23 protein-coding genes and 2 tRNA genes are annotated in these 21,769 nt (G+C 55.5%); 13 read left to right on the forward strand and 12 right to left on the reverse strand.

All coding sequences use genetic code 11. The features are described 5' to 3' along the window. Positions 1-86: 86 nt before the first annotated feature. Positions 87-827 carry a helix-turn-helix transcriptional regulator gene (locus tag ABXG94_RS07405; protein ID WP_353533218.1) on the reverse strand — a complete coding sequence of 247 codons (741 nt, stop codon included), beginning with the start codon at positions 825-827 and terminating at the stop codon, positions 87-89. Positions 828-928: 101 nt separating this feature from the next. Between ABXG94_RS07405 and ABXG94_RS07410 the strand changes: the two genes are divergently transcribed. Then, entirely contained in the window at positions 929-1,465 is a 537-nt protein-coding gene (locus ABXG94_RS07410; RefSeq protein WP_353533219.1) for a peroxiredoxin-like family protein, read from the forward strand. A gap of 30 nt (positions 1,466-1,495) precedes the next feature. Next, positions 1,496-1,834, forward strand: a complete 339-nt coding sequence (locus ABXG94_RS07415; protein WP_353533220.1) for a WGR domain-containing protein — start codon at positions 1,496-1,498, stop codon at positions 1,832-1,834. On the opposite strand, the gene ABXG94_RS07420 is transcribed toward ABXG94_RS07415, so the two are convergent. After that, complete coding sequence (locus tag ABXG94_RS07420; RefSeq protein WP_353533221.1) at positions 1,831-2,226, reverse strand: DUF2147 domain-containing protein; 396 nt, start codon at positions 2,224-2,226, stop codon at positions 1,831-1,833. The two genes, ABXG94_RS07415 and ABXG94_RS07420, sit on opposite strands and share 4 nt — an antisense overlap. 138 nt (positions 2,227-2,364) lie before the next feature. On the opposite strand from ABXG94_RS07420, the gene hisA reads away from it, so the two are divergent. The 3 genes from hisA to ABXG94_RS07435 all read left to right on the forward strand — a co-directional run bounded on the left by hisA (position 2,365) and on the right by ABXG94_RS07435 (position 4,360). After that, complete coding sequence (hisA, locus tag ABXG94_RS07425) at positions 2,365-3,087, forward strand: 1-(5-phosphoribosyl)-5-[(5-phosphoribosylamino)methylideneamino]imidazole-4-carboxamide isomerase (protein WP_353533222.1); 723 nt, start codon at positions 2,365-2,367, stop codon at positions 3,085-3,087. A gap of 197 nt (positions 3,088-3,284) precedes the next feature. Next, positions 3,285-4,046, forward strand: a complete 762-nt coding sequence (gene hisF / locus ABXG94_RS07430; protein ID WP_353533223.1) for an imidazole glycerol phosphate synthase subunit HisF — start codon at positions 3,285-3,287, stop codon at positions 4,044-4,046. After that, entirely contained in the window at positions 4,043-4,360 is a 318-nt protein-coding gene (locus ABXG94_RS07435; protein WP_353533226.1) for a phosphoribosyl-ATP diphosphatase, read from the forward strand. Before hisF ends, ABXG94_RS07435 begins: the two co-directional genes overlap by 4 nt. An 85-nt stretch (positions 4,361-4,445) precedes the next feature. Here the strand turns inward: ABXG94_RS07435 and ABXG94_RS07440 are convergent, their stop codons facing one another. The 4 genes from ABXG94_RS07440 to rlmB all read right to left on the reverse strand — a co-directional run bounded on the left by ABXG94_RS07440 (position 4,446) and on the right by rlmB (position 6,761). Next, on the reverse strand, positions 4,446-4,874 hold the full coding sequence (locus ABXG94_RS07440) for a CoA-binding protein (protein WP_353533228.1): 429 nt from the start codon (positions 4,872-4,874) through the stop codon (positions 4,446-4,448). Between the two features lie 202 nt (positions 4,875-5,076). Then, on the reverse strand, positions 5,077-5,535 hold the full coding sequence (locus tag ABXG94_RS07445; protein WP_353533229.1) for a YHS domain-containing (seleno)protein: 459 nt from the start codon (positions 5,533-5,535) through the stop codon (positions 5,077-5,079). A 96-nt stretch (positions 5,536-5,631) separates the two neighbouring features. After that, entirely contained in the window at positions 5,632-5,922 is a 291-nt protein-coding gene (locus ABXG94_RS07450; RefSeq protein WP_353533230.1) for a hypothetical protein, read from the reverse strand. Positions 5,923-5,978: 56 nt separating this feature from the next. Beyond that, a complete protein-coding gene (gene rlmB / locus ABXG94_RS07455; RefSeq protein WP_353533231.1) occupies positions 5,979-6,761 on the reverse strand; it encodes a 23S rRNA (guanosine(2251)-2'-O)-methyltransferase RlmB in 783 nt (260 codons plus the stop codon). 134 nt (positions 6,762-6,895) lie between these two features. Here rlmB and ABXG94_RS07460 point away from each other — a divergent pair. Next, positions 6,896-6,979 (forward strand) — tRNA-Tyr (locus ABXG94_RS07460). 114 nt (positions 6,980-7,093) lie between these two features. Here the strand turns inward: ABXG94_RS07460 and ABXG94_RS07465 are convergent. The 3 genes from ABXG94_RS07465 to ABXG94_RS07475 all read right to left on the reverse strand — a co-directional run bounded on the left by ABXG94_RS07465 (position 7,094) and on the right by ABXG94_RS07475 (position 10,586). Continuing rightward, a complete protein-coding gene (locus tag ABXG94_RS07465; protein ID WP_353534019.1) occupies positions 7,094-8,389 on the reverse strand; it encodes an O-antigen ligase domain-containing protein in 1,296 nt (431 codons plus the stop codon). Position 8,390: 1 nt separating this feature from the next. After that, positions 8,391-9,848 carry a GumC family protein gene (locus ABXG94_RS07470; RefSeq protein WP_353533234.1) on the reverse strand — a complete coding sequence of 486 codons (1,458 nt, stop codon included), beginning with the start codon at positions 9,846-9,848 and terminating at the stop codon, positions 8,391-8,393. Positions 9,849-9,971: 123 nt separating this feature from the next. Then, on the reverse strand, positions 9,972-10,586 hold the full coding sequence (locus ABXG94_RS07475; protein ID WP_353533235.1) for a response regulator transcription factor: 615 nt from the start codon (positions 10,584-10,586) through the stop codon (positions 9,972-9,974). Between the two features lie 248 nt (positions 10,587-10,834). On the opposite strand from ABXG94_RS07475, the gene ABXG94_RS07480 reads away from it, so the two are divergent. The 3 genes from ABXG94_RS07480 to ABXG94_RS07490 all read left to right on the forward strand — a co-directional run bounded on the left by ABXG94_RS07480 (position 10,835) and on the right by ABXG94_RS07490 (position 15,386). Continuing rightward, entirely contained in the window at positions 10,835-12,214 is a 1,380-nt protein-coding gene (locus ABXG94_RS07480) for a WecB/TagA/CpsF family glycosyltransferase (protein ID WP_353533237.1), read from the forward strand. 107 nt (positions 12,215-12,321) lie between these two features. Further along, entirely contained in the window at positions 12,322-12,831 is a 510-nt protein-coding gene (locus ABXG94_RS07485) for a putative pterin-binding protein (RefSeq protein ID WP_353533239.1), read from the forward strand. A gap of 23 nt (positions 12,832-12,854) precedes the next feature. Beyond that, the gene (locus ABXG94_RS07490) at positions 12,855-15,386 is read left to right on the forward strand and encodes a hybrid sensor histidine kinase/response regulator (RefSeq protein ID WP_353533240.1); all 2,532 of its coding nucleotides are present in this window, start codon (positions 12,855-12,857) and stop codon (positions 15,384-15,386) included. Here ABXG94_RS07490 and ABXG94_RS07495 read toward each other — a convergent pair whose 3' ends face one another. Next, complete coding sequence (locus ABXG94_RS07495) at positions 15,387-16,592, reverse strand: polysaccharide biosynthesis/export family protein (protein WP_502901685.1); 1,206 nt, start codon at positions 16,590-16,592, stop codon at positions 15,387-15,389. It abuts the gene before it with no gap. Positions 16,593-16,783: 191 nt separating this feature from the next. Between ABXG94_RS07495 and ABXG94_RS07500 the strand changes: the two genes are divergently transcribed. The 4 genes from ABXG94_RS07500 (at position 16,784) to ABXG94_RS07515 (ending at position 21,042) form a co-directional block, all read left to right on the forward strand. Further along, positions 16,784-18,034: an oligosaccharide flippase family protein gene (locus tag ABXG94_RS07500; RefSeq protein WP_353533241.1), complete on the forward strand. Its 1,251-nt coding sequence runs from the start codon at positions 16,784-16,786 to the stop codon at positions 18,032-18,034. Position 18,035: 1 nt separating this feature from the next. Next, on the forward strand, positions 18,036-18,953 hold the full coding sequence (locus ABXG94_RS07505; protein WP_353533242.1) for a glycosyltransferase family 2 protein: 918 nt from the start codon (positions 18,036-18,038) through the stop codon (positions 18,951-18,953). A gap of 16 nt (positions 18,954-18,969) precedes the next feature. Beyond that, positions 18,970-19,968 (forward strand): glycosyltransferase family 2 protein, encoded by a 999-nt coding sequence (locus ABXG94_RS07510; RefSeq protein WP_353533243.1) that lies wholly within the window; start codon positions 18,970-18,972, stop codon positions 19,966-19,968. A gap of 87 nt (positions 19,969-20,055) precedes the next feature. Then, positions 20,056-21,042 carry a glycosyltransferase gene (locus tag ABXG94_RS07515; RefSeq protein ID WP_353534022.1) on the forward strand — a complete coding sequence of 329 codons (987 nt, stop codon included), beginning with the start codon at positions 20,056-20,058 and terminating at the stop codon, positions 21,040-21,042. Here the strand turns inward: ABXG94_RS07515 and ABXG94_RS07520 are convergent. Both ABXG94_RS07520 and ABXG94_RS07525 read right to left on the reverse strand, forming a co-directional pair. Further along, positions 21,001-21,077: transfer RNA gene (locus ABXG94_RS07520), tRNA-Arg, on the reverse strand. The two genes, ABXG94_RS07515 and ABXG94_RS07520, sit on opposite strands and share 42 nt — an antisense overlap. Positions 21,078-21,183: 106 nt before the next feature. Beyond that, positions 21,184-21,765, reverse strand: a complete 582-nt coding sequence (locus tag ABXG94_RS07525) for a DUF1190 domain-containing protein (protein WP_353533244.1) — start codon at positions 21,763-21,765, stop codon at positions 21,184-21,186. Positions 21,766-21,769 lie beyond the last annotated feature (4 nt).

Below are 21,769 nucleotides of genomic sequence, written 5' to 3' on the forward strand. Positions count from 1 at the left end.
TGCCTGGCGCGCGCCAGCTTAATCTTGCGTTATTTGTACAATTTGTACGTTTCAAGCCCTGAAACGTACGATTCGTGTGGGCAAAATCATGCAACCGCAGCCCCTAAGTTTCGCAGTGAAATCGGCGCGACCGCATAGGCTTTGCGGAAGGCCCGGCTAAAGGCCTCGGCAGAGGAATAGGCGTAGCGCCGGGCAACCGCTTCCACCCGGTCACCTTTGAGTAAATCTTGATGCGCCAGAATCAATCGCCAGCGGCGCAGGTAACTCATTGGCGTTTCACCAACCTGGCGCGCGAAGAGTTCATTGAATCTTGACAAAGATAGGCCAGCCTCTTGGGCAAGATCACCATTTGTCCAAAGCCTGCCGGGTGTGTCGTGCATTGCCACAATGGCGCGGCTTAGGCGTTCATCGGCCAGTCCGGCAATTAGACCCGGTTCGGTAGAACCTTTTTGCAATTGATCCCGCAACAGACGTACCAAAAGCACATCGCCTAGCCGATTCAAAACCCATTGTGCACCGCAACGCGGTTCGCCGCTCTCTTGTTGGATCACACTGACCAAAGCCTGGGTTTCGAGGTCTTGGGTCAGATCAAATTCGACCACCGCTGGCAAAGCGGTGCGCATTGGGTTGTTGTCCCCGGCCCAGTCGACACTGGCGGACCACAGCTCTGCCCCGGTGGGGGCATGACCGCCTTTGGTGCGGGGGTAAAACAAGATCTGGGAGGGCTGCCCGCTTGCGTCCCCCATGATCACCAAATCGGCCTCTGACAAGGGGACATGTCGAACGCGACGGTGAAAGCGGTTCATCAGTGTTGTGATGCGATCCATGCTGCTCGGATGTCTTTCGGCTTTTAAGTTAGGTAAATCGGATTTTTCTGACTTTAGTTTCTGACATACCCCATTGCAAGCACTTAACAGGAGAAACCAAAATGCTGATCCCTCGCGAAAAAACCCCTGGATTGTCCCTGCCCCTGGTAGGGGGTGGCACATTTGATCTGAGCACCGAAGCCACAGAACGCGGCACCGTGATTTGCTTTTATCGCGGTTTACACTGCCCGATCTGCGCCAACTATCTGAAAGAGTTTGAAAAGCTTGTCACTGACTTTGCTGAACGCGGCGTCAGCTGCATTGCTGTCAGCTCTGACACCCAAGAACGTGCGGCAGCGATGGCAGAGAAAATCGAGGCCAAGAACCTTCGGTTTGCTTATGACCTGCCATTGAAAGAGGCAAAGGACTGGGGGCTATATATCTCGACATCGCGGGGGAAAACCTCGATCGGCATCGAGGAGCCAGCGCTGTTTTCCGAACCGGGCCTGTTCATGGTGACGCCAGAGCAAACATTGTATTACGGCGCAACCCAGACGATGCCGTTTGTGCGACCACATTTCAAAGAATTGGTCGGGGCTTTGGATTTTGCAATTGCGAACAACTATCCAGCACGCGGTGAATACACCGGAGCCGTATAAACGCGCTGTTACCAAATCGCGACGCTGCCCATGTTGCATAAACTGCAGCATGGACAGCGGGTTACCAGAAAGGCATATGGGCCGGACCTTTGTAAAAACGACGGGCCAGCTGTGCATATCCGCCTTGAGAAAATCAACCACACGCGCAAGCAAAAGCGCTATTACGCGCTGCGGCTGACCCGCACGCTGTTTGGCGAATGGTGTTTGCAGCGCGAATGGGGAGTGATTGGTGGCACTGGGCAACAAAAATATGACTATTTGCCCGCCGCAGAAATGGCTGAAAAAGAGCTTGAGCGGCTAAAATCGCAAAAACTGAAAAGCGGCTATGCGGTGATCCCGGTGCAGCTGGGCATGTTTGCCGAGGTTTAGGGTGCGCGCCGCCAGGTTTGACTGCGGCAGATCAAGCCGCCCGCAACACAGCCTTTGACCGTCAGCACATTGCCTTTCAAGCTTAGTTTTGACGCATAGGTTTTGTCTTTGTCCGGGGCCCAGATTTTACCATTGCCATAGCTGCCGGTGCCGGTTGCGCGCATGTCCCAGATCATTTTCTTACCCAGATGGGCATAGCCCTTGGATGGCGCACCGCTGGCGTCAAAGGCCTTGGCTATGGTACCGCACAGCGCCGGGCCACAAGCATTTAACGTGACATGGAGATAGCCGCCGCTGTCACCGGGTTCTGTTTTCCAAGTTCCGTGTACAGGCTCGGCCGATGCGGCGGTGGCCGCAATACAAAGCGACAACGCAAAAATAATAGGTTTCATCAGGTCTCCTCCCAGTGATGTTGCCTTAAATTGGCGTCTGGCGGAGGTTTGGATCAAGATTGACTTGGGGTCACATTGCAATTTGCGTTGCGTCATGCATAAGGGCGCTTAAACCACGTCAAGCCAAAGGAATGCGCCATGATCCTCTATCCTGCAATCGATCTGAAAGACGGCCAAGCGGTGCGTTTGCTGCATGGGGATATGGACAAAACAACGGTGTTTAACGACAACCCGGCCGCTCAGGCGCTGGAGTTTGTGCAGGCGGGGTGTGAGTGGTTGCACCTGGTTGATTTAAATGGGGCATTTGCCGGCGAACCGGTGAATGCGGCCCCGGTTGAAGAGATTTTGAAGCAGTGCAATGTGCCCGCGCAACTGGGCGGTGGTATTCGCGATATGGCCACCATCGAGCGTTGGATTGATCGCGGATTGGCGCGGGTGATTTTGGGCACAGTTGCGGTGGAAAACCCCGATTTGGTACGCCAAGCAGCACGTGAGTTCCCCGGCAAAGTGGCGGTGGGCATTGATGCCCGTAACGGCAAGGTGGCGACCAAGGGCTGGGCCGAGGAAACCGACGTTATGGTGACCGATTTGGCAAAATCCTTTGAAGACGCAGGCGTTGCGGCGATTATCTACACCGACATTCTGCGGGATGGCGCGATGAAGGGACCCAATGTGCAATCCACAGCCGACCTGGCCAATGCGGTGTCAATTCCAGTCATTGCCTCTGGTGGCGTGTCCTCTTTGGATGATCTGCGAGCGTTAAAATCCTGTGGCGCGGATTTGAACGGCGCGATTTCTGGCCGTGCACTTTATGACGGAGCAATTGATTTGCGCGAAGCGCTGGACCTGCTGCGCGCCTGACCGCGCAGCGCGATGCCTCGCTGGGGGATTTGATCAGCCTGGCGGCCGCGGGTGATACCGATGTCATACCTAAGCATTTTACAGTCACATTTCTGGCATTCCCGCCCGACGCCCAATCGCGATTTCTGGCGAAGTTCAACACAAGCCATTGGCGATGCTCTCATAAGCCGCTATGACAGCGCCCAAGAGGTGCCCAAATGCTAAAAACCCGTCTGATCCCCTGTCTGGATGTTGCTGATGGCCGCGTGGTCAAAGGTGTGAATTTTGTTGGCCTGCGCGATGCCGGTGATCCGGTCGAGGCCGCGCGCGCCTATGATGCGGCTGGGGCCGACGAAATCTGTTTTCTGGATATTCATGCAACCCATGAAAACCGCGGCACAATGTTTGACATGGTGCGCCGCACCGCAGAACAATGCTTTGTGCCACTGACCGTTGGCGGTGGCGTCAGAACCAAAGAGGACGTGCGGGCGCTATTGCTGTCAGGCGCTGACAAAGTCAGCTTCAATTCCGCAGCTGTGGCCAACCCGGATGTGATTGCCGAGGCCGCCGATCAATTTGGCAGCCAGTGTATTGTCTGCGCGATAGACGCCAAAACCGTCAGCCCCGGCAAATGGGAAATCTTTACCCATGGCGGACGCAAGGAAACCGGCATTGATGCCGTGGAATTTGCCAAGCTGGTGGCGGCCAAAGGCGCGGGTGAAATTCTGCTGACCAGCATGGATCGCGATGGCACCAAATCTGGCTTTAACCTGCCCCTGACCAAAGCCATTTCAGAGGCCGTCAATATCCCGGTGATTGCCTCTGGCGGGGTTGGCACGCTGGATCATCTGGTCGAGGGCGTCAACAAAGGCGGTGCCTCGGCGGTACTGGCAGCGTCGATCTTTCACTTTGGCGAATACACCGTGCAAGAAGCCAAAGAACACATGATTGCCAATGGCATCCCGATGAGGCTGATATGAACACGCTGAATGATCTCGCACAAACCATCGCCGAGCGCGCTAAGGCGGACCCTGACAGCAGCTGGACCGCCAAACTATTGGCCAAAGGCCCGGAAAAATGCGCCGAGAAATTTGGCGAAGAAGCAATTGAAGCCATCATTGAGGCCATCAAGAACGACCGCGCCGGGTTGATTTCAGAAAGCGCCGACGTGCTGTTTCACCTTCTGGTGATGCTACAAAGCCGCGGCGTCGCCCTGGACGAGGTGCTGGCGGAACTGGCGCGGCGCCAAGGCACCAGCGGTATTGCGGAAAAAGCCGCTCGGCCAAAACCCTAGTTCATCTTTCGACAAATACTCTGGGGGTGAATGGCGAAATCCCATTTCGCCAGAGGGGGCAAAGCCCCCTGCCCGGCACATAGGCTTAAATCCCCAGCATCAATCGCGGATACTCGATTTTCGGGCATCGGTTCATCACAACGGTGACGCCTGCGGCGCGGGCTTTTTTTGCGGCGGCCTCATGCGTCACACCAAGTTGCATCCAAATGGTCTTAAGCCCCTTCAGATGGGTCAAAGCCTGTTCCACCACCTCTGGCACCGCCTCAGAGCGGCGAAACACATCCACCATATCCACAGGTTCGTCGATATCGGCAAGCGTGGCGCGAATGGTGGTGCCAAAAACCGTGGTGCCCGCGTGGCCGGGGTTTACCGGGATTACATTATAACCCTGGGCCACCAAATATTTCGCCACATAGTGACTGGCGCGTGAAGGATTCATTGAAAATCCAACCACGGCAATTGTTCTGGTCTGCGAAAACACGTCTCGCAAGTCATCGTCTGAGTAATTTTCCATAGGGGCACGCTACTCAGATTCGGCACAGAAAAAAAGCGCCCAGGACGTACCTGGGCGCAGTCACGGAACGAGGGACAGTGAAGTAGGGAAAAGAGTTCCGGTCTTAACCCTATACAAATGAGATAGTACACATCCGCCTTCTTTAAAGAGGATGTAATAAACCCGTGAACAAGACGTTAAGTCCCGTGATGTTTTTTCAGGGTCACGCCTCCAGCACGGTTGGCCAGTTTTGATCCGCACGGCTGACAAAACCGGGAATGTCTTTGCGCCATTTTGTGCGCACGGAAATATTAAAGTTCAGATACAGTTTGCCCTCATGGATGGTCCAGGCATCCGGATCAGTTTTTGCGGTGGCCCCATGGGCGACAGCAAAGGCGCAATAGCCACCGTATTGCGGCGCAAATCCTGCGGGGTTGGCCTGGAACGTGGCCATGGTGTCAGCCGAGGCAAAGCGCCATTCTGCGCCCTTCCAGTTCAGGCTGTGCTGCGCCAGACCTTTGACATGGGTGGATTGGGTAAAATAGCCAACCGGATCATAGCCTTTGATGGCCAGCCCTTGGGGCGCATAGATTTCGGGTTTGGCGGCCAAGGCCGGGGTGGCCAGACTGGCGACCACAGGGCTGCTGAGGGCGGTGATCAAAAAACTGCGGCGGTTAAACATGTCGGGCTCCATCGTTGGTGATGATGGAAGAATAGGTAAATATTTGCGCCACCCTAGCCCAACCAACGCGGATGTGATGAGCCGCGAGCGATTGTTTCAATCAAATAGGTCAAAGATGTCATCCAGATCATCAAACAGTTTTTTGCCCCAACTCTTGCGTTTTTTCTTGTATTTTTTCTTTGTTTTCTTTGGCTTATAATGGCTACGTGCGGTTTCGAAATGCTGGGCTTTCTCCACATGTCGCGCGGGTATCGGCATGTGTTTGAGTTCATGCAATGGTGCGCCACAAGACGCGCAGGCCAATTCATGTTGCAATTTGCCGCGCAATGTCAGCGCGGCGCGGCTGCCGCAATAGCAGCATGTGGCGATTTTTGTTCCCTGCGGCATCTGCTCTCTCTTGATTATGCCGTTGATATTTGCCGCCGGGACGGCAAATTCAAGTCTTACGGTTTGGGCCGAGCCGCATAAAGCGCGACAGCGGCGGCGTTTGAAACATTCAGCGAGCCAAAGCCAGCGGCAAAGTCGATTTTCACCAGCTGATCCACGGTTTCTTTGGTTTTTTGCCGCAGTCCTGGACCCTCGGCCCCCATCACCAAGGCGATGGCGCGGTCGTTTTTGCCTTCGAGGGCCTGGTCGATGGTCGTTTCAGCTTCGCCATCAAGGCCCAGCACGATATAGCCCATGCCCTGCAGCGCCACGATGGTGTCAGACAGGTTGCGCAGACGCAAATAGGGTTGGCGTTCCAGCGCGCCCGAAGCGGTTTTGGCTAGGGCCCCGGTTTCTGGGGCAGAATGGTGTCGGGTGCCAATCACCGCCTGCGCGCCGAACACTTCGGCGGACCGCAAGATCGCGCCAACGTTATGCGGATCCGTCACCCGGTCCAGCAGGACCAAACGTGGTGGCGTGTCGCCTGCCCCGATGGCGCAATCCTCTAGGCTGCCCCAGTTCAGAGGTTTGACCTCGAGCGCCGCGCCCTGGTGGACCGATTGCGGATCAAGCACTTTGGGAAATTTGCGCGGATCGACCTGCTCGGGCTCGATGCCCGACTGGGCGATGGCCTCTGCCAATTTGTCCTGCGCGTTGCGTGTCACGATCAGCCGCAGTTTTTCGCGGGCCGGATTTTGCAGCGCATCACGCACCGCATGCAGGCCGAAAAGCCAAACAGTTTCCGCCGCAGCCACTTTTTTGGCCTGCTCTTTTTCGACCACCCACTTGGGTTTTTTCATTGTCTTATGCCTTATGTGAACGCGCGTTGTACCAATGGGCAAAGCGGCGGCAATCTTCAAGCTATTTTCTTGTTGACGGGCCTAGGTATCGCCTGTAATCAGCGCCTCACGTTCAGCAGAGATGCCGAACAAGTGGGCGACAGGCCGCAAGGTGTGGCAGGGGACTGTAACTCCCTCGAGGCGACTCACGCCTGGTTCGATTCCAGGGTCGCCCACCATTTTGACTGACCTGACAATGGGTTAGAAGAAAGTGCACAAGACGGATCCTTCGGGGTCCGTTTTTGTTTTTCAGGGCATTTTGTGCGTGCGTTCAACGTCAACCCCATGCCAATTCAGGCCACAGTGCTGCGTCGTTTTTGCTGCATAAACGGTGCTTTGTCAGTGGCGAGTTCGCGGGCGTGGATGCCCAGAACCATCAGGCCGGGCCACAGCAGATAGGCCTCGATTTCGATATTTTCGCCAAAGGACAAAAGGATAATCACAAAGACGATGCCCAGGGGCAAGCGGCCCCGTTTTGAGGCGGTGGCATCCAGGGCGCCAAGCAGAAGCTGAAAAACCAGTGGGATAAACAGAGCCAGAAAACCAGCCACGCCTTTGACAAACAACAAACCAAACCAAGTGTGGTGGCTACCGATGGGCATATATTCCACGATGTGGCTGCCGGGGGCTGGGCGTCCGTGGCCAAACCACACCGCCTCTTCCCACCAGCGCTCTTCGGCGATGCGCTGCAATGTGGCGCGTACGCGCGTGCTGTCCGCGCGGGCGTTCTTAAAAGTTGAAATGGCGGCGGTCACCGCGTTGATCAATTTGTCAGCGGTCATTGCCAGGCTGGCTGTAAGCCCTGCCAAAACAAACCACGCCCATGTGCGCCCCATCAGTGGCAGCAGGCGCGGCGGGATCGTGCAAACCACAAGGCCCACCAAGCCCATGCGTGATTTACTGGCAAAGATCATCAGAATACCCGCAGCTATGCCAATAGCGCGCCAACGATTGTTAGGCTCTTCCAGGGCAAAGAGCACCATGCAGACCCCAAGCAAGGCAGCGAAGGGCGACCATGGGGCAAAGAACTGCCAGCGGGGCGTCCAACTGGCGGGATCAAATGTATAGAAATAAACCGAGAAATATTGTGGACCGGGACCGCCAACAACCTTGAGAGGCGAGGTGAATATGCGTTCTGGCAAGCCAATGTAGGGCGCGGCCAAAAGGATTGGCGCGAGGATCAGAACCCAAAGGCCAACGTGGCATTGACCGCGCACTAGAATCTCTCGGCGGATTGGCAGAACTGCACCTGCAAGTGGGAATAGCCCCATCAATGCCCAACCTTTGGCCCAACCGATCGAAGAGCGGATGGTGGTTTTGGCGGAAAAATCCCAATTTACGTGCCCAACCCAAAGGATGGGCAGCATCAGAGCCATGCCAATCACCCAGGTCCAGACCACGGGCGGAATGGGATGTGGTTTGAGGTCTCGACGCATGGCAGGGCCAAAGTAGAGCGCTGTCAGCGCCAGACCGCCCAACAGCCAGCCCAAGACAGGGCCAACAATATAGAGCGCGCCGAGACCATAGAGAGGCCAAGTCCACAGGAGGGTTTTGTAGACCAAGGCCTCTGCTGGGTTTTGTGGCTGAATATCAGACAAGGTCTTGTTCCTTGCGCAGACCAATCAGCCAATTGATCAACCCACGGCGCACCCAGCCCAGCGAGAGCGCCAGCAGGATCATCAGAGTGGCGGCTACACCAGCCGCAATAGCGATCTTAGTGCGCGGCGAACTGGGGGCGTCAGGTAATGACGGGTTTTCAAGGACTTGCACCAGCGGATACGAGGCAAAAACATCAACCTTGGAGGACTGTCCGCGCGCAATGGCAGAGGCAAAGACCGCCTCGGCCACCTGAAAATCGCGTTGCAGGTCTTCGAGTTGGGCGGCGGCCTGAGCGGCCCGTTCTAGGCGGTTCTTTTCGCGTGAAAATCGACGGTTTAACGTGTTGTAGCGCGCGTCCAGACCGGCGCGTTCTGCCGCGTTGCGCACCAGTTCGGCCAACAGAGTTGTGCGGTCGCCAAATTGCGAAAGGTTCAGTTGCGCGGCCTGATTGGAGCTTAATCCGGTGACCGCGGTTGCTTTGGTGAAAGTTGCTCTTTGGGCTTCGTCATAGGCGGTTTGTGCTTTGATCATCCGGGGATGGCGCGGCCCAAAGCGCGACCTTGCCTGCGAGACATCAGCGGCTTTCTCTGCGGCCTCTTGTACCAGGGCGAGGTACTGGCGGTCTGAATAAAGATCCAGCGCACGGGCGGCGTATTCTGGAGACAGGCCCAGCGCTGTTTCTAGGGCTTGGACATAGGCGGTTTTGTCTTCGAGCTGGGCGCGCATTTTAATCAGCGTGGCATAGCGCGTGTCATTTTCGGTGACCTGTGCGGTGAATTGATCGCGCGACAGAAACCCGGTTTCATTTTGCAGCGAGGTCACGGCAAGACGGGTGGCCTGTACAGAGTCGCGGTATTCTTCGATGGCAATAACCGCACCGGCCTCGCGGACCAGTTGGTCATCGGTGCGCAGGGCGGTGATTTCGGTAAAAAACGCCTCAAGAACGGCTTGTGCCCGGTCTTTGGCCTGCTGCGGCGACGCGCCAGTCATTTCTAGATGGATCAAGCCGGTTTGATCCACAAGGTCGACTTTGGGGCGGGGCAAAGCGTTGCGATGCACCTGAAGCGAGGCGGCGGCGGCATCTAGGATGCGATCTGCGCGCAAAAGACGTTTGTAGGTTTGGGTCGGGCTGATGGAATTGCTGGCAAAGGCCGAGCTGGCATAGCTGCTGGCCTGCCCGATATTGTCGATGTTCACGCTGGCAGAGACGCCCGCGCCGGGCAGAATGAGCGACAGGTGAGACGTATAGCTGGGCGGCGTTGAGGTGAGGTAGCCAACAATGGGAGTCCAGATGATAGCTGCCCACATCAGGAAAACGCCGGCATAGCGGCTGATGCGTTGAAACAGATACCCCGCCTGCCCCGGTTGTTTCTTGCGCAAGATGCGATCAAAGCGCGGGAGAAAATCCGCATTGGGTGGGGTTTTGGAAATGTCAGAATGGAATGCCATGGCCTGCCTCGCAGTGTGAACTGATCTTAGGCTAGGCGAATGCGATGGCGGTTTTGTGGGAGAGAAAGGGTGGATACGGGGGGCAAGCGTGTTGCCCCCTATCCGAGCGGGTAGCAGGTTTGCTTAGAACACACCTTCGTCGCGGGCGATCAATGCGGCCTGGGTGCGATTGGCAACACCCATTTTGCGATAAAGCGTTTTGACATGCAGTTTGACCGTTGGTTCGGAGACATCCAAGTCGCGGGCGATTTCCTTGTTGGATTTACCTTCGGTCAGGCCGCGCAGCATTTGGGCCTCACGTTCTGTGAGGTTTTCCAGCAGCGGATGATTGTTTTCTTCGGGTTCTGCCGTCATGAAATCAAGCGGCGCGTATTTTTCACCCATGGCCATGAATTTGATGGCATTGACCAGCGATTTAGCGGGCAAGGTTTTGGGCACAAATCCGATGGCCCCCATCTCGAGCGCTTTTTCGGCAATTTCACGGGTTGCTTCGCCAGACATCAGGGCCACGCGATGCACCCCGTTGCGCTCAGAGGCGATCTTGAGCCCTTCCAGCCCGTTCATGCCCGGCATGTTGTAATCAAGCAGCACCAGATCATAAGTATACATACCGTCAATCAGCTTACATGCCCCATCCAGATCAGCGGCGGTGTCTGTTTCAATGTTGTCTTCGTTGGCCATAAAGGCAACCAAAGCGTCCCGTAATAAATCATGGTCGTCTGCAATTAAAATGCGCACTGTTAAGCCTCGCTCGATGGTTCTTAATACCCGGTAAGTATCGCGACAACTGTGGCTCAATTGCGAACTTTCCGAGGGAAACTTTGGGTTATTACTCTACCCAAAGGGATAAACATGCAAACTTTCGCATGAATTCATTGGCAATTTTCGCCAAATTTATTCCGAATTTGTGACGTTCCAGCCGAATGGGCCGCCCTGCCTCTGTGTGTTTTATCACAGTATCAAACGCAGCATCTGGAGGCAAAATCATGCAATATCAATCGTTTGAAGCGTTTTCACAGGGGTCACAGCCAATTTCTCCGCTGACGCGGATTCGTGTCATGGACCGGGAATTGGTGAACACAGGCCCCGCAAGCGCCATAGAGGCCATTTTGGCACCGGGTCGACGCTGCGTCTTTTTCCTGAATGCGCATTGCGCCAATATAGCGGTGCGTGATCCGCAGTATGCGGCGGCACTGGCGCGGGCCGAATTGGTGCTGCCGGATGGCATTGGGATCAAACTGGCAACACAAATGACTGGGCAAAACCTGGTGGCGAACCTGAATGGCACCGACCTGGTGCCTGCTTTGATGCGACGCGCCGCTCAGGAGGGCTTGGGTGTTTACATGTTGGGCGGAAAACCCGGCACCGCAGAAGCGGCCGCGCTGGATATTTGCACCAAGGTCCCAGGGTTACGTATTGTTGGAACCCGCGACGGTTATGCGGGGGCCAAAAACAAAATGGCGGCCATTCGAGATATCAATCGTTCTGGCGCGGATATATTGCTGGTCGCGATGGGCGTGCCGATGCAGGAAAACTGGATTGACGCAAACTTTGCCGCCCTAACACCCAGAATTGCATTGGCGGTGGGGGGGCTGTTTGACTTCTGGGCGGGCAATGTGAGGCGTGCGCCAAAACCGGTGCGCGCGGCCAAGTTGGAATGGGCCTGGCGTCTGGCGATGGAGCCGCGCCGCATGGCCAAACGCTATTTAATCGGAAATGTCACCTTTCTGGGGCGGGCCGCAAAATCTGCGCACCAGACCTTGGATAGATTTGCCGTCGTCAAGCGGGTGATGGATATAACATTAAGCGCTGCTGCTTTGGCTGTGCTGGGACCCTTGCTGCTTTTACTGATGCTGGCGATCAAGCTAGAAAGCCGTGGCCCAGCGCTTTTTAAGCAAGTGCGGGTCGGGCAAAATGGGGACAGGTTCACCCTGTATAAGCTGCGGTCGATGTATAGCGATGCCGAAGCACGTCGGGCAGACTTGTTGTCGACCTCTGACCGCAACGGGATTTGTTTTAAGTCCAAACAGGACCCTCGGGTCACGCGTATTGGCCGGGTCATGAGGCGCTATTCATTGGATGAGCTGCCGCAAATCTTCAATGTTCTGCGGGGCGAGATGTCTGTTGTTGGCCCGCGCCCTGCCCTGCCCGAAGAAGTTGCCGCCTATCCGGCCCATGCGCTGGGGCGTTTGGCTGCCAAGCCAGGGCTGACTGGCTTGTGGCAGGTTTCCGGGCGGGCAGATATTGGATTTGAGCAAATGGTGGACATGGACTTGGCCTATTCCAAATCCAAAAGCCTGTTGTTGGACGTGTTGCTGATTTCACTGACCTTTCGCGCGATCTGGTCGGGGCGCGGCGCATATTAGGGATAACGGGCTTCAAACCTATCCATCCGGATAGGTCCCTACTCTGTGGTTATGAGGACCAGCCAAGCAATTACTGGCACATTCAAAAAAAAACACTGGAGAGAGCTATGCGGTTTTACAGAGTTATGCGGCGCAGTATCCTGGCGATGGGATTGGCGGTTTGGGCCTTGGGCAGTGCTCCGGTGCTGGCGGCGGGCGCAGCAGATCCCATAGTCTTGGAGGTAACGTCGGCTGGACCGGGGTCTGAGATGGTCAACTTCGATTTGGCAAGTTTGCGCGCGATTGGCACAACGGAAATAGTAACATCGACGATTTGGACAGATGGGGTGCATCGATTTTCCGGGGTCTCGTTGCACGATCTATTGGCGCATTTGGGTGCCACGGGCGGCACCATTCAAGCCACGGCCATAAATGATTATGCTATTAAGATCCCCGTAAGCGACGCCACCCAAGATGGCCCCATTGTGGCCTTTGAAATGGATGGGGAATTGATGCCCCGGCGCGCAAAAGGACCGTTGTGGATTGTCTATCCCTTCGACAGTTCTGCACAATTTCGCACAGAGGCCATTTACGCGCGCAGCATTTGGCAGCTTAATAGGCTGCACATAATAGAATGAATTAAATTAGGCGGATTGCCCCTGTGACATCTGATGCTTTGGCAAGTGAGGCTGCAAAAACACGTTATGGATTTACGGGATGGGTTATTCCGACGGCGGCGGCAGTCTGTGTCGCTGCTATTTTTTGGTTGGCCCAAAGTGTCATCGCTGATTTGCGTGAATTGCGGTCTGCTAAATCTGACACGGTGCAATGGACCCTGTCTCAGGTGGAAATTGAATATCTGAATTTCACGCTGTCGCTGTATGATGCGGCCAATAGTGACGATCCGGATCTGGAACGGCTGCGCAAAGATTTTGATGTGTTTTTCAGTCGCCACGACATCATTGCAAATGGGGCGGTGTTTGAAAGCGCCCGTCAGGAAACCGATTTTCATCTGTCCGAAAAGGACATTCACGCGTTTTTGCAGCAAGCGGCGCCTTTGATCGACGGTTCTGACGCCGCCTTGGTCACGGCCCTGCCGACGTTGATTGCTGACGCGGGCCGCCTGCGCAAGGCGGTAGGCGGCTTGTATGTCACGGGTTTGGCGCATTTTGCCGAAAGCGCTGACAATTTGCGGCAAAGGCTTTCCTCGACATTGCTGCAACTGTCGGCGGCAACCGCGGCCTTGGTAGTATCGCTGATATTGCTGACGCTTTATTCGCGTTCTGCCAGCGCAAAAAGCCACGCGAGGGGGCGCGAGTTGGCGCGCGCCAATGCCCATATGGAAACCATTCTGGCCACCTCGCTTGATGCCGTGATTGTGTCAGACAAGGCGGGGCATGTTCTGGATTTCAATGCGGCCGCTGAGGCTATTTTTGGGTACAAACTAAGTGAGATACGAGGCAAATTGATCCGGGACTTGATTGTGCCGCCGGACTTGCAAGCCGCACATCAGGCCGGGATGGACCGGATGCTGCGAACCGGCGAGAAAAAGCTGGTGGGCAAAGGTCGCGCACGACTTGACGCCTGTCGCGCCAATGGCGACCGCTTTCCTGTCGAACTGGCTTTGCAAATGGGCAATAGCGCGGAAGGTGAGATCATCGTGGCTTTTTTACGCGATATCTCTGTGGAGATCACCAAAGAAGAAGAGTTACGGCAAGCGCGCGACCAGGCGCTGGCAGGCGAAAAAGCCAAGGCTGAATTTCTGACCGTCATGAGCCACGAAATTCGCACACCCCTCAGTGGGCTGTTGGGCAATTTAAGTTTGCTTGAGAAAACCCAAATGTCTGCGGAACAACGCCAATTTAGCGAAAACATGGAGATTTCTGGCCGTCAGCTGATGAAACACGTGAATTCCGTTTTGGATATTGCGCGATTTGAGAGCGGCACCTTTAGGGTCAATAAAGCCCCGTTTCATTTGGGCCATCTGTTGCAGGACATCATTGATGCCCAAAGCGGCCAGGCCGAGCAACGTGGCACCGCGATTGGTTGGCAATGGGTGGGGGACGCATTGGACTGGGTGAGCAGTGACAAAGACCATATAGAGCAAATCTTAATGAATTTGGTTGGCAATGCGATCAAGTTCACAGAACATGGCCGAGTTGATGTTGAGGTCGAACAGATTTCCGCGGCGGATGCACTGATACCAACCGTCGAATTTCGCATCAGTGATACCGGGATTGGCATTGCAGAGGCGCAGCAATCCACAATCTTTGATGACTTTGTAACCGCAGCACGGGCGGGTGGAGAGACAGGCAGTACCGGGCTAGGGCTTGGGATTGCAAAACGGCTAGTGGCCCGTTTGGGCGGCGAGATCGGAGTGGAGAGCATTCTGGGGGAAGGCAGCGTGTTTTGGGTGCGCTTGCCCATGGCCCAAAGTTCGCCGCTTGAGGTGCCCAAACACGTCAGCGCTGAGGCAGAAGAAGCCCCGCGTCTGCATTTGCTTTTGGCTGAAGACAACGACATGAATGCTTTTGTTGTTCAGCGTATGCTGGAAACGGAAGGCCACAGCGTTGTTTGGGCAGAAGATGGGCTTCAGGCGGTTGAGATGAGCAAAGGCGAAGACTTTGACGCCATCTTAATGGATATCAACATGCCCCGGCTGGGCGGGCTTGAAGCCACCAAGCTCATCAGAACTGAGGTGGCGCGTGCCAAGCAAACCCCAGTTTTTGCGTTTTCTGCCAATGTGTTGCCGGAACAGACCGAGCGTTTTCGCGAAAGCGGCATGGATGGCTTTATCGGCAAACCCGTACAGATCGAAGAATTGCGCGCAGCGTTGCGTTCTGTCGCCGGTGGGCGGTTGGGCGTGATTACAAAGGCGCGACAGCCCAAGGCCAAAGATGGTGCCAAAGCGATGTTTGGGGATCAATATGACGTGTTCTTGGCGCGCTTTATTGGCGAAGGCGACGCATTGGTGGATTGGCTTTTACAAGACCAAACCAGCGCGTTGAACGAGGTTGCGCAGCGCTGCCATATGGCAAGCAGCACCGCTGCATTGTTTGGCGCAGCACAAATGCACAAGGCTTTGCAAAACATAGAAGTTGCGGCGGCGCGCGACGACGCAGCCACGGTTAAATCTCTGGTCGATAGCCTGGCGCAAGTCTGGGCTGAGGCCAAGAACAGCCTTGAATTGTGATCAATTCAGTGCTGCCCCAACGGTGATCAGGCCCAAAACTCTTGCCGCCTCGGCAACATTTGTGATGGTACTGTCATAACATGCAATCGCGTCACCGGGCAGAATAAAGGGGTCGTAGTCATCCCGATCCGCGCGCCGTAACATGTTTTCGATGTCGCGCTCGATGACCACCGATACATTGGTTTCCGGGTTGCGGGACATCAGTATGGCGGATCGGTGCGCACTGGTCACCCGTGACCCACCAACGCAGTTGGCATCTACTACAGCCTGTAAATACCGCGTGCCATAAGGCATTTCGCGTACGTCACGACCAATGGCGGCAGGCGCGTTTGCGGTTGCGGGTTGGGTCAAGTTGGACAGGAACATTGTGACGCCCGGGGGGCTGATTGGGCTTGGGCGCATCAGGTCATCTTGGAAACATCCTCGGGAGGGAACCCGAATTGTATCCCCTGTCAGCAACATGACATCCACCATGTTTTGGCCTTCGAACACCCCGCGCAGATCAAGCTTGTAGACCTGGCCATTGCGGCGCAGCTCGATGGCAGAAATATCTGCATCTGGCCGAATGCCCCCCGCAGCGCGCAAGGCGGCAGACAAGTTTCGGGCTTCGGTAGACGCCCCAAGCGCCTGCGCGCGATTGTTGTCTATCTGGTCGCCAGACACGGTGCCAATTTCGATTTGATGCGGCTCAAATACCGCGCCAGACACCCCAACGGTCACAGAGGCAAAATCGGCAACGCGCACAGAAACCGGCGGCGCATCTTCGTATAGCCCAGCGCGCAGCAAAGCGTCTTTGAGCAGCCATTCGACCTCTGGGCCAGAGCGGCCTTGCGCCTTTATCGGTGGTAAAAAAGGTAATTTGATTGTGCCATCACGCGAGATGACATAGCGCCCCGTCAGGTCTTTGTCCTCGTTGATCCGAATATCAACAAGGTCGTTGCGGGTCAGTTTTTCACCCACAAGCCCATAAGCCCCGGTGTTTTTGCCGCCCTGACCACCGCGATAGGGCAAGCAGGTGTCCGCGTTCAACCGCGCCGAGGTCAAAAATTGATCAGCGTCGCGGCTTACCACATCGCGGTATTGCGCCTGATAGCCATCGCCGCGCGCAATGGGTTCTAAGTTATTTGGATTGCCTGTCGTGGCGCAGGCATTCAACATTGCGAGCGACGTGGACAGGGCAAATATTTTTGCCGTTATAGATTTCAATGCCTGCGACCTGATTTGTTTTCTGACATCAAACCATAACGAAATATTTTTTCCAGCCACACACCCTTAGGTGGATCACATTCCTATCCGATTGGGTCAATTCTGCACCAAATGCGCTTGGTGTTGGCCAATCGTGCCCCGGTTTTTGCAGCGTATTCGCGGCAAATTGAATTCAACAAACGGGATTTAGAATGATGCGTGCCACTGATTTGCTTAGAACCAGCTTTCTTTCCAACCTATTGGCCTATGGTGCCTCTGAGGTGGTTGCCAAGTTTTCGCGGCTGTTTGTGGTGATTGTGGTGGCCCGCACATTGGGGGTCGCCGAAATTGGCGTGGCTGCTGCGGCACTGGCGATCTGTGAGATCTTTAAGGGGTTGACCGAAAATGGCATTGGGCAGCGCATTATTGCCGCGCCTGCGCAACAACTGAACGCGATCTGTGTCAAAGCACATCAGCTGTTTTGGGCAAGTTGCCTAGGTCTGTTTGCTTTGCAGGTGGCTTTGGCGGTGCTTTTGGCAGGCCTTGGCTTTGTCGAGGTCTCGCTGTTGGTTGCCCTGGCCGCGCTGGAATATTTGTTTATGCCGGCTGGTTTGGTTCAGGCCGCACTGGCGGTACGCGAGGGCAAACTAAAACAAACTGCGGCCATCGCGGGTGTTCAGGTTTTGACCGCAAACGCCTTGTCGGTTGCCCTGGTCTTTATCATTCCCTCGGCCCTGGTCCTGATCTTGCCCCGTGTTCTGACTGCTCCGCTTTGGCTGCTATCGATGCGGCGTCTGCGCCCCTGGTCGCGGCCCTCTGAGGTGACTGCCTCCCCTACCCGCCCGTTTCTGCGATATGGCATCCCAGTGTTGGGTGTTGAGCTGGTCAAAATGCTGCGTCTGCATGCCGACAAGCTGATCGCAGGGGCCTTGCTCGGTGCCGAAGGGTTGGGACTTTACTTTATGGCGTTTAACGCCGGGCTTAGCCTGGTCACCAGTTTTATTGCCGCCTTTGAAAAAGTGGTTTTTCCGCAGCTTTGCACCACACAAAATGGCCGTTTCGGCCCTAGGTCAATCGCCGTGGCCGGGCTGGCGTTGATTGCCCCATTTGTGATTGCGCAATCGTTGTTTGCCTCGGTTTATGTGCCGCTTTTGTTGGGCCCCGGTTGGCAAGAGATTGTGCCGGTTGTGCAAATCCTTTGCCTCACCGCGTTGCCCTTAACAATTTGGTCGGTTGCCGCCGCGCAGCTGCGCGTCACAGGCCAGCCAGAGATAGAGTTTCTGGTCACCCTTGCAGTGACATTTGGCTTGGCGGTCAGCGCCTGGGTATTTGCACCCTTCGGCGTGCTGGCCATGGCGATGGGCTATGTCGCCGCGCTGAGCATCACTTTGCTCGTGGCCTCGGTCTTGGTGATGTTTTCAGGCGTGACCTTCCCAACAGTTTTGCAAAATCAGGAGATCTAAGATGCCTCAATTCACGATCATTATTCCGTGCCACAATGCGGTTGAGACCATCGAGACAACATTGAATGCTGTGCGCGCCCAAAGCGTGACCGAATGGGAAGCGATCTGCGTGGATGACGGATCAACAGACGCCACAGCGCGGATACTTGACCAAGCTGCTCTGGCAGACGATCGGTTTCGGGTGTTGCGCATTGCCAACCGAGGCCCCTCTGTGGCCCGCAATCTGGGGGCGGCTTTGGCCAAGGGCGAGGTGCTTTGTTATTGTGACGCCGACGACTATTGGGAGGCGACAAAGCTCGCGCAATTACAATGCGCCTTTGCAGATCCTGACGTGGATGGCGTGTTTGCCAAAGTTGCTTTCTTTGCCTCTGCGGGACAGGCAAAGACCTATTCGAGCGTGCCGAAATCTGCGCTGACATTGCCTATGTTGATGGGTGAAAACCCGGTGTGCTGCATGTCAAACCTGTCCATTCGGCGCGGGCTTTTCACGTCTTTGGGGGGCTTATCTGACGGGTTTGTCCATAACGAAGATTTGGAATGGTTGCTGCGGTTGGTGGGGAATGGCGCCAATATCGTCGGGTTGGACAGCCTGCAAGTTTGGTATCGCACCTCGCGTGGCGGCTTGTCTGCCGACCTGTCAAAAATGGCAATGTCGCGCAAGAAGGCGCTGCAGGTGGCTATGGGTTTTGGTTGCCCGCCGACTCGTGAAAACGAAGCTGTCTATCTGCGGTATCTGGCGCGGCGTGCCCTGCGTCTGGACAATGGTGGCGCGACTGCCCTGCGTTTTGTTTTGCGCGGGATCGGTCTGGCTCCGCGTGCCTTTTTGATGCCACCACGCCGGGGGGCTGCGACGGCTCTGGCAGCCCTTTTCGCGCCAATTCTGCCACTCCCCATGCGCCGCGCGTTGTTTGCGCGTTAAACAGAGGATCTTGATCATGACACAGCACACACCCCCAATCGCTAGCGTGGTTGTTCCGGCGTTTAACGTTGCCACAACCATCGAAGAAACATTGATAGCCTTACAGGAACAAACCCTGCAGAATTTTGAAATTCTGGTGATCGATGATGGTTCAACCGATCAAACATCCGAGGTTGTAAAACCGTTCTTAGGCGATCCGCGCCTGCGCTATATCCGGCAAGCCAACCGCGGCTTGGCTGGGGCGCGCAACACTGGAATTTCTGCGGCCAAAAGCTCTTATATCGGGTTTTGTGACGCGGATGACCTGTGGACACCCGATAAATTACGTCTGCATGTCAAACACTTATCTGACGCGCCGACGGTTGGCGTCAGCTATTCCGGATCTATATTAATTGATGATGCTGGCGCACCGCTTGGGGTGGCGCAAAGCCCAAAATTGGGTGGGATCACAGCAGCAGACATCTTGAAACGCAACCCGGTTGGCAACGGATCAGCATTTGTACTGCGCCGCGCAGCACTTGATGACATTGCCTATCAAACCCCAGGTGCTGACCAAAGATTGTCCTATTTTGATGAAAGCTTTCGCCAATCTGAGGATATTGAATTTTGGCTGCGATTGGCGCTGTCCACGGATTGGGATTTTGCTGGCATTGCTGGTCACCACACCCTGTATCGTGTCGCCAAGGGTGGGCTTTCAGCCCATACGGAACGGCAACTGGCCTCTTGGGAGAATGTCATCGCCAAATTGCGCCCTTTGGACCCAGAGTTTTTTGCGGCCCACGAATGCGCTGCCCGTGCCTATCAGTTGCGGTATCTGGCCAGACGCGCGGTCAGTGGCGATGACGGTCGGGCTGCGATTTCCTTTCTTGCGCGGGCTTATTCAGCGTCAAAAGAGCCCCTGTGGGCCGAGCCGAACAAGTCGATTTCAACCGGGCTTGCGGCGGTGTTCACCCTGATTTTTGGCATCAATCCCATGACCGTTCTGAGCACGTTACGTACAAGACCCATCCATTGAGAAGCGGATTTCATTATGCATACCCCTGTTATTATTCACCTTTTGGACGATGCCACCCCTGGCGGGGTCACCAATGTTATTGACACGATGCTGGCGTCAGCTCACTTGGCAAAAAACGCCCAGCACAAATTGATTTCGGTGCCGAAAAACAAATTTTCGGTGCCGCGTTTAAATGCAGATATTATTGTGTCCCATCTGAGCGTGAATTGGCGAAGCTTGCCGCGGTTGATTGCCTTACGTGCCTTGCACCCGCAAGCAAAGCTGATCCATGTTGAACATAGCTATACCCAGAAATTCGCAGCGCTGAATGTAGGCAACCGCAGGCGTTTCTTTGGCCTTTTGGGCACCGCCTATGCATTGTTTGATCATGTGGTGGCCGTGAGTCACGCCCAAGCGGGTTGGTTGTCACGCAGAGGTCTTGTGGCTCCGCAAAAACTGTGCGTGATCCACCCGGCGGTGGATTTGTCGCGCTTTCGGGCCTTGTCTGCCCCGGTTGCACGGCCAAAGGTCTTTGGGGCAATTGGACGATTGCACCCGCAAAAAGGCTTTGATGTGTTGATACAGGCATTTGCACGTTGTGCCGATCCGGACCTGCGCCTGAAAATATTTGGCGATGGGCCACAGCGCGAAGAACTGGAGGTTTTGGCGCGCAAAGATCCACGTGTCAGCTTGGAAGGCTACCGGCCAAATGCGGCGCTTGCGATGGCAGAGGTGGAGGCTGTTGTAGTGCCGTCGCGCTGGGAGGCCTATGGGCTTGTTGTGCAAGAAGCGCTTGCGGCGCGGCGTCCGACTTTGGTGGCCAATGTCGATGGGCTGCGCGACCAGATTGCTGACGGTGCTATTCTGGTCAAAGGACAGAGCCTGCGCGATTGGGCATTGGCCATACAAACCGCGCGTTCTGCACCCGCCAAACGACAGACGGGCTTTGCCAAGTATCAGGCTCATGATGGCCCAACGCAGTTTGAACGCGACTGGCAACAATTGCTTAACACCTGTTTGCCCGCTGGCGCGCAAGTTGATGCATGGAAGTCATGGCGATCCCGGGAGGACTCGAACCCCCAACCCTCTGCTTAGAAGGCAGATGCTCTATCCAGTTGAGCTACGGGACCGCTGGGGACCTGATAAAACACAGGATGCGATTTGCCCAGAGCCATTGCGCTGATCCGCCAAAAAAGTGGTCTGCGCGGTGGCTTTTTATTTGGCAGATATGATGGCCTAGCCACCAAGGCTGCGGCCGCCGGTTTTTGATTTGCCAAACCCGCCGCGCGACGCAACCGAGGCTTTTGTCATCGGTGGTTTGCCTGCGGTTTTTGTCGGCTTGGCAAATTGCGATGTGTTCAGCTTTGCCTTGCCAGCGTTGCTGGAATAAGCGCTGGTGCCCGCCGCATTGGTAAAGCCGCCGCCAGCCTTACGATACAAGGGTTGCGCGGCAGACATGCCATTGCGTCCACTTAGCATATTGCCGATCAGATAGCCGGTGAGCAAAGGCATGAAGATGCCGCCAGATCCGCCTTGGACCGCTTGCTGTTCGTTGCCGCAGGCCCCTGCCCCGTGTTGATCTTCGCAGACCTGAAGGCTGTCATACCGTGGGGCCGATTCAACGTGCAATTGCTGGGCTTCGGCAAAGGCGATTTCACATTCTTCCGCCGAAAGGAACTGATTGAGGTCAGCCCCCGCTTTACAGCTTTGCAGATCTGGGAATGCTTGTGCATCGATTTGCTCTTCTTGGCAGCCTGCCAGCGTAAAGGCGGCGGCACCTACGATACAAAGAGCGACGGATTTGGAACGTTTTTTCATGATC

Source organism: Cognatishimia sp. WU-CL00825 (assembly GCF_040364665.1).
In the GTDB taxonomy this organism is placed as follows: domain Bacteria; phylum Pseudomonadota; class Alphaproteobacteria; order Rhodobacterales; family Rhodobacteraceae; genus Cognatishimia.

Bases quoted from the DNA above. Each gene is read 5' to 3' on its own strand.
- ABXG94_RS07510 (WP_353533243.1), top strand. From the start codon at position 18,970: ATGACACAGCACACACCCCCAATCGCTAGCGTGGTTGTTCCGGCGTTT.
- ABXG94_RS07445 (WP_353533229.1), bottom strand. From the start codon at position 5,535: ATGTTTAACCGCCGCAGTTTTTTGATCACCGCCCTCAGCAGCCCTGTG.
- ABXG94_RS07405 (WP_353533218.1), bottom strand. From the start codon at position 827: ATGGATCGCATCACAACACTGATGAACCGCTTTCACCGTCGCGTTCGA.
- hisF (WP_353533223.1), top strand. From the start codon at position 3,285: ATGCTAAAAACCCGTCTGATCCCCTGTCTGGATGTTGCTGATGGCCGC.
- ABXG94_RS07410 (WP_353533219.1), top strand. From the start codon at position 929: ATGCTGATCCCTCGCGAAAAAACCCCTGGATTGTCCCTGCCCCTGGTA.
- hisA (WP_353533222.1), top strand. From the start codon at position 2,365: ATGATCCTCTATCCTGCAATCGATCTGAAAGACGGCCAAGCGGTGCGT.
- ABXG94_RS07420 (WP_353533221.1), bottom strand. From the start codon at position 2,226: ATGAAACCTATTATTTTTGCGTTGTCGCTTTGTATTGCGGCCACCGCC.
- ABXG94_RS07435 (WP_353533226.1), top strand. From the start codon at position 4,043: ATGAACACGCTGAATGATCTCGCACAAACCATCGCCGAGCGCGCTAAG.
- ABXG94_RS07515 (WP_353534022.1), top strand. From the start codon at position 20,056: ATGCTGGCGTCAGCTCACTTGGCAAAAAACGCCCAGCACAAATTGATT.
- ABXG94_RS07470 (WP_353533234.1), bottom strand. From the start codon at position 9,848: ATGGCATTCCATTCTGACATTTCCAAAACCCCACCCAATGCGGATTTT.
- ABXG94_RS07525 (WP_353533244.1), bottom strand. From the start codon at position 21,765: ATGAAAAAACGTTCCAAATCCGTCGCTCTTTGTATCGTAGGTGCCGCC.
- ABXG94_RS07485 (WP_353533239.1), top strand. From the start codon at position 12,322: ATGCGGTTTTACAGAGTTATGCGGCGCAGTATCCTGGCGATGGGATTG.
- rlmB (WP_353533231.1), bottom strand. From the start codon at position 6,761: ATGAAAAAACCCAAGTGGGTGGTCGAAAAAGAGCAGGCCAAAAAAGTG.
- ABXG94_RS07440 (WP_353533228.1), bottom strand. From the start codon at position 4,874: ATGGAAAATTACTCAGACGATGACTTGCGAGACGTGTTTTCGCAGACC.
- ABXG94_RS07480 (WP_353533237.1), top strand. From the start codon at position 10,835: ATGCAATATCAATCGTTTGAAGCGTTTTCACAGGGGTCACAGCCAATT.
- ABXG94_RS07500 (WP_353533241.1), top strand. From the start codon at position 16,784: ATGATGCGTGCCACTGATTTGCTTAGAACCAGCTTTCTTTCCAACCTA.
- ABXG94_RS07505 (WP_353533242.1), top strand. From the start codon at position 18,036: ATGCCTCAATTCACGATCATTATTCCGTGCCACAATGCGGTTGAGACC.
- ABXG94_RS07450 (WP_353533230.1), bottom strand. From the start codon at position 5,922: ATGCCGCAGGGAACAAAAATCGCCACATGCTGCTATTGCGGCAGCCGC.
- ABXG94_RS07415 (WP_353533220.1), top strand. From the start codon at position 1,496: ATGTTGCATAAACTGCAGCATGGACAGCGGGTTACCAGAAAGGCATAT.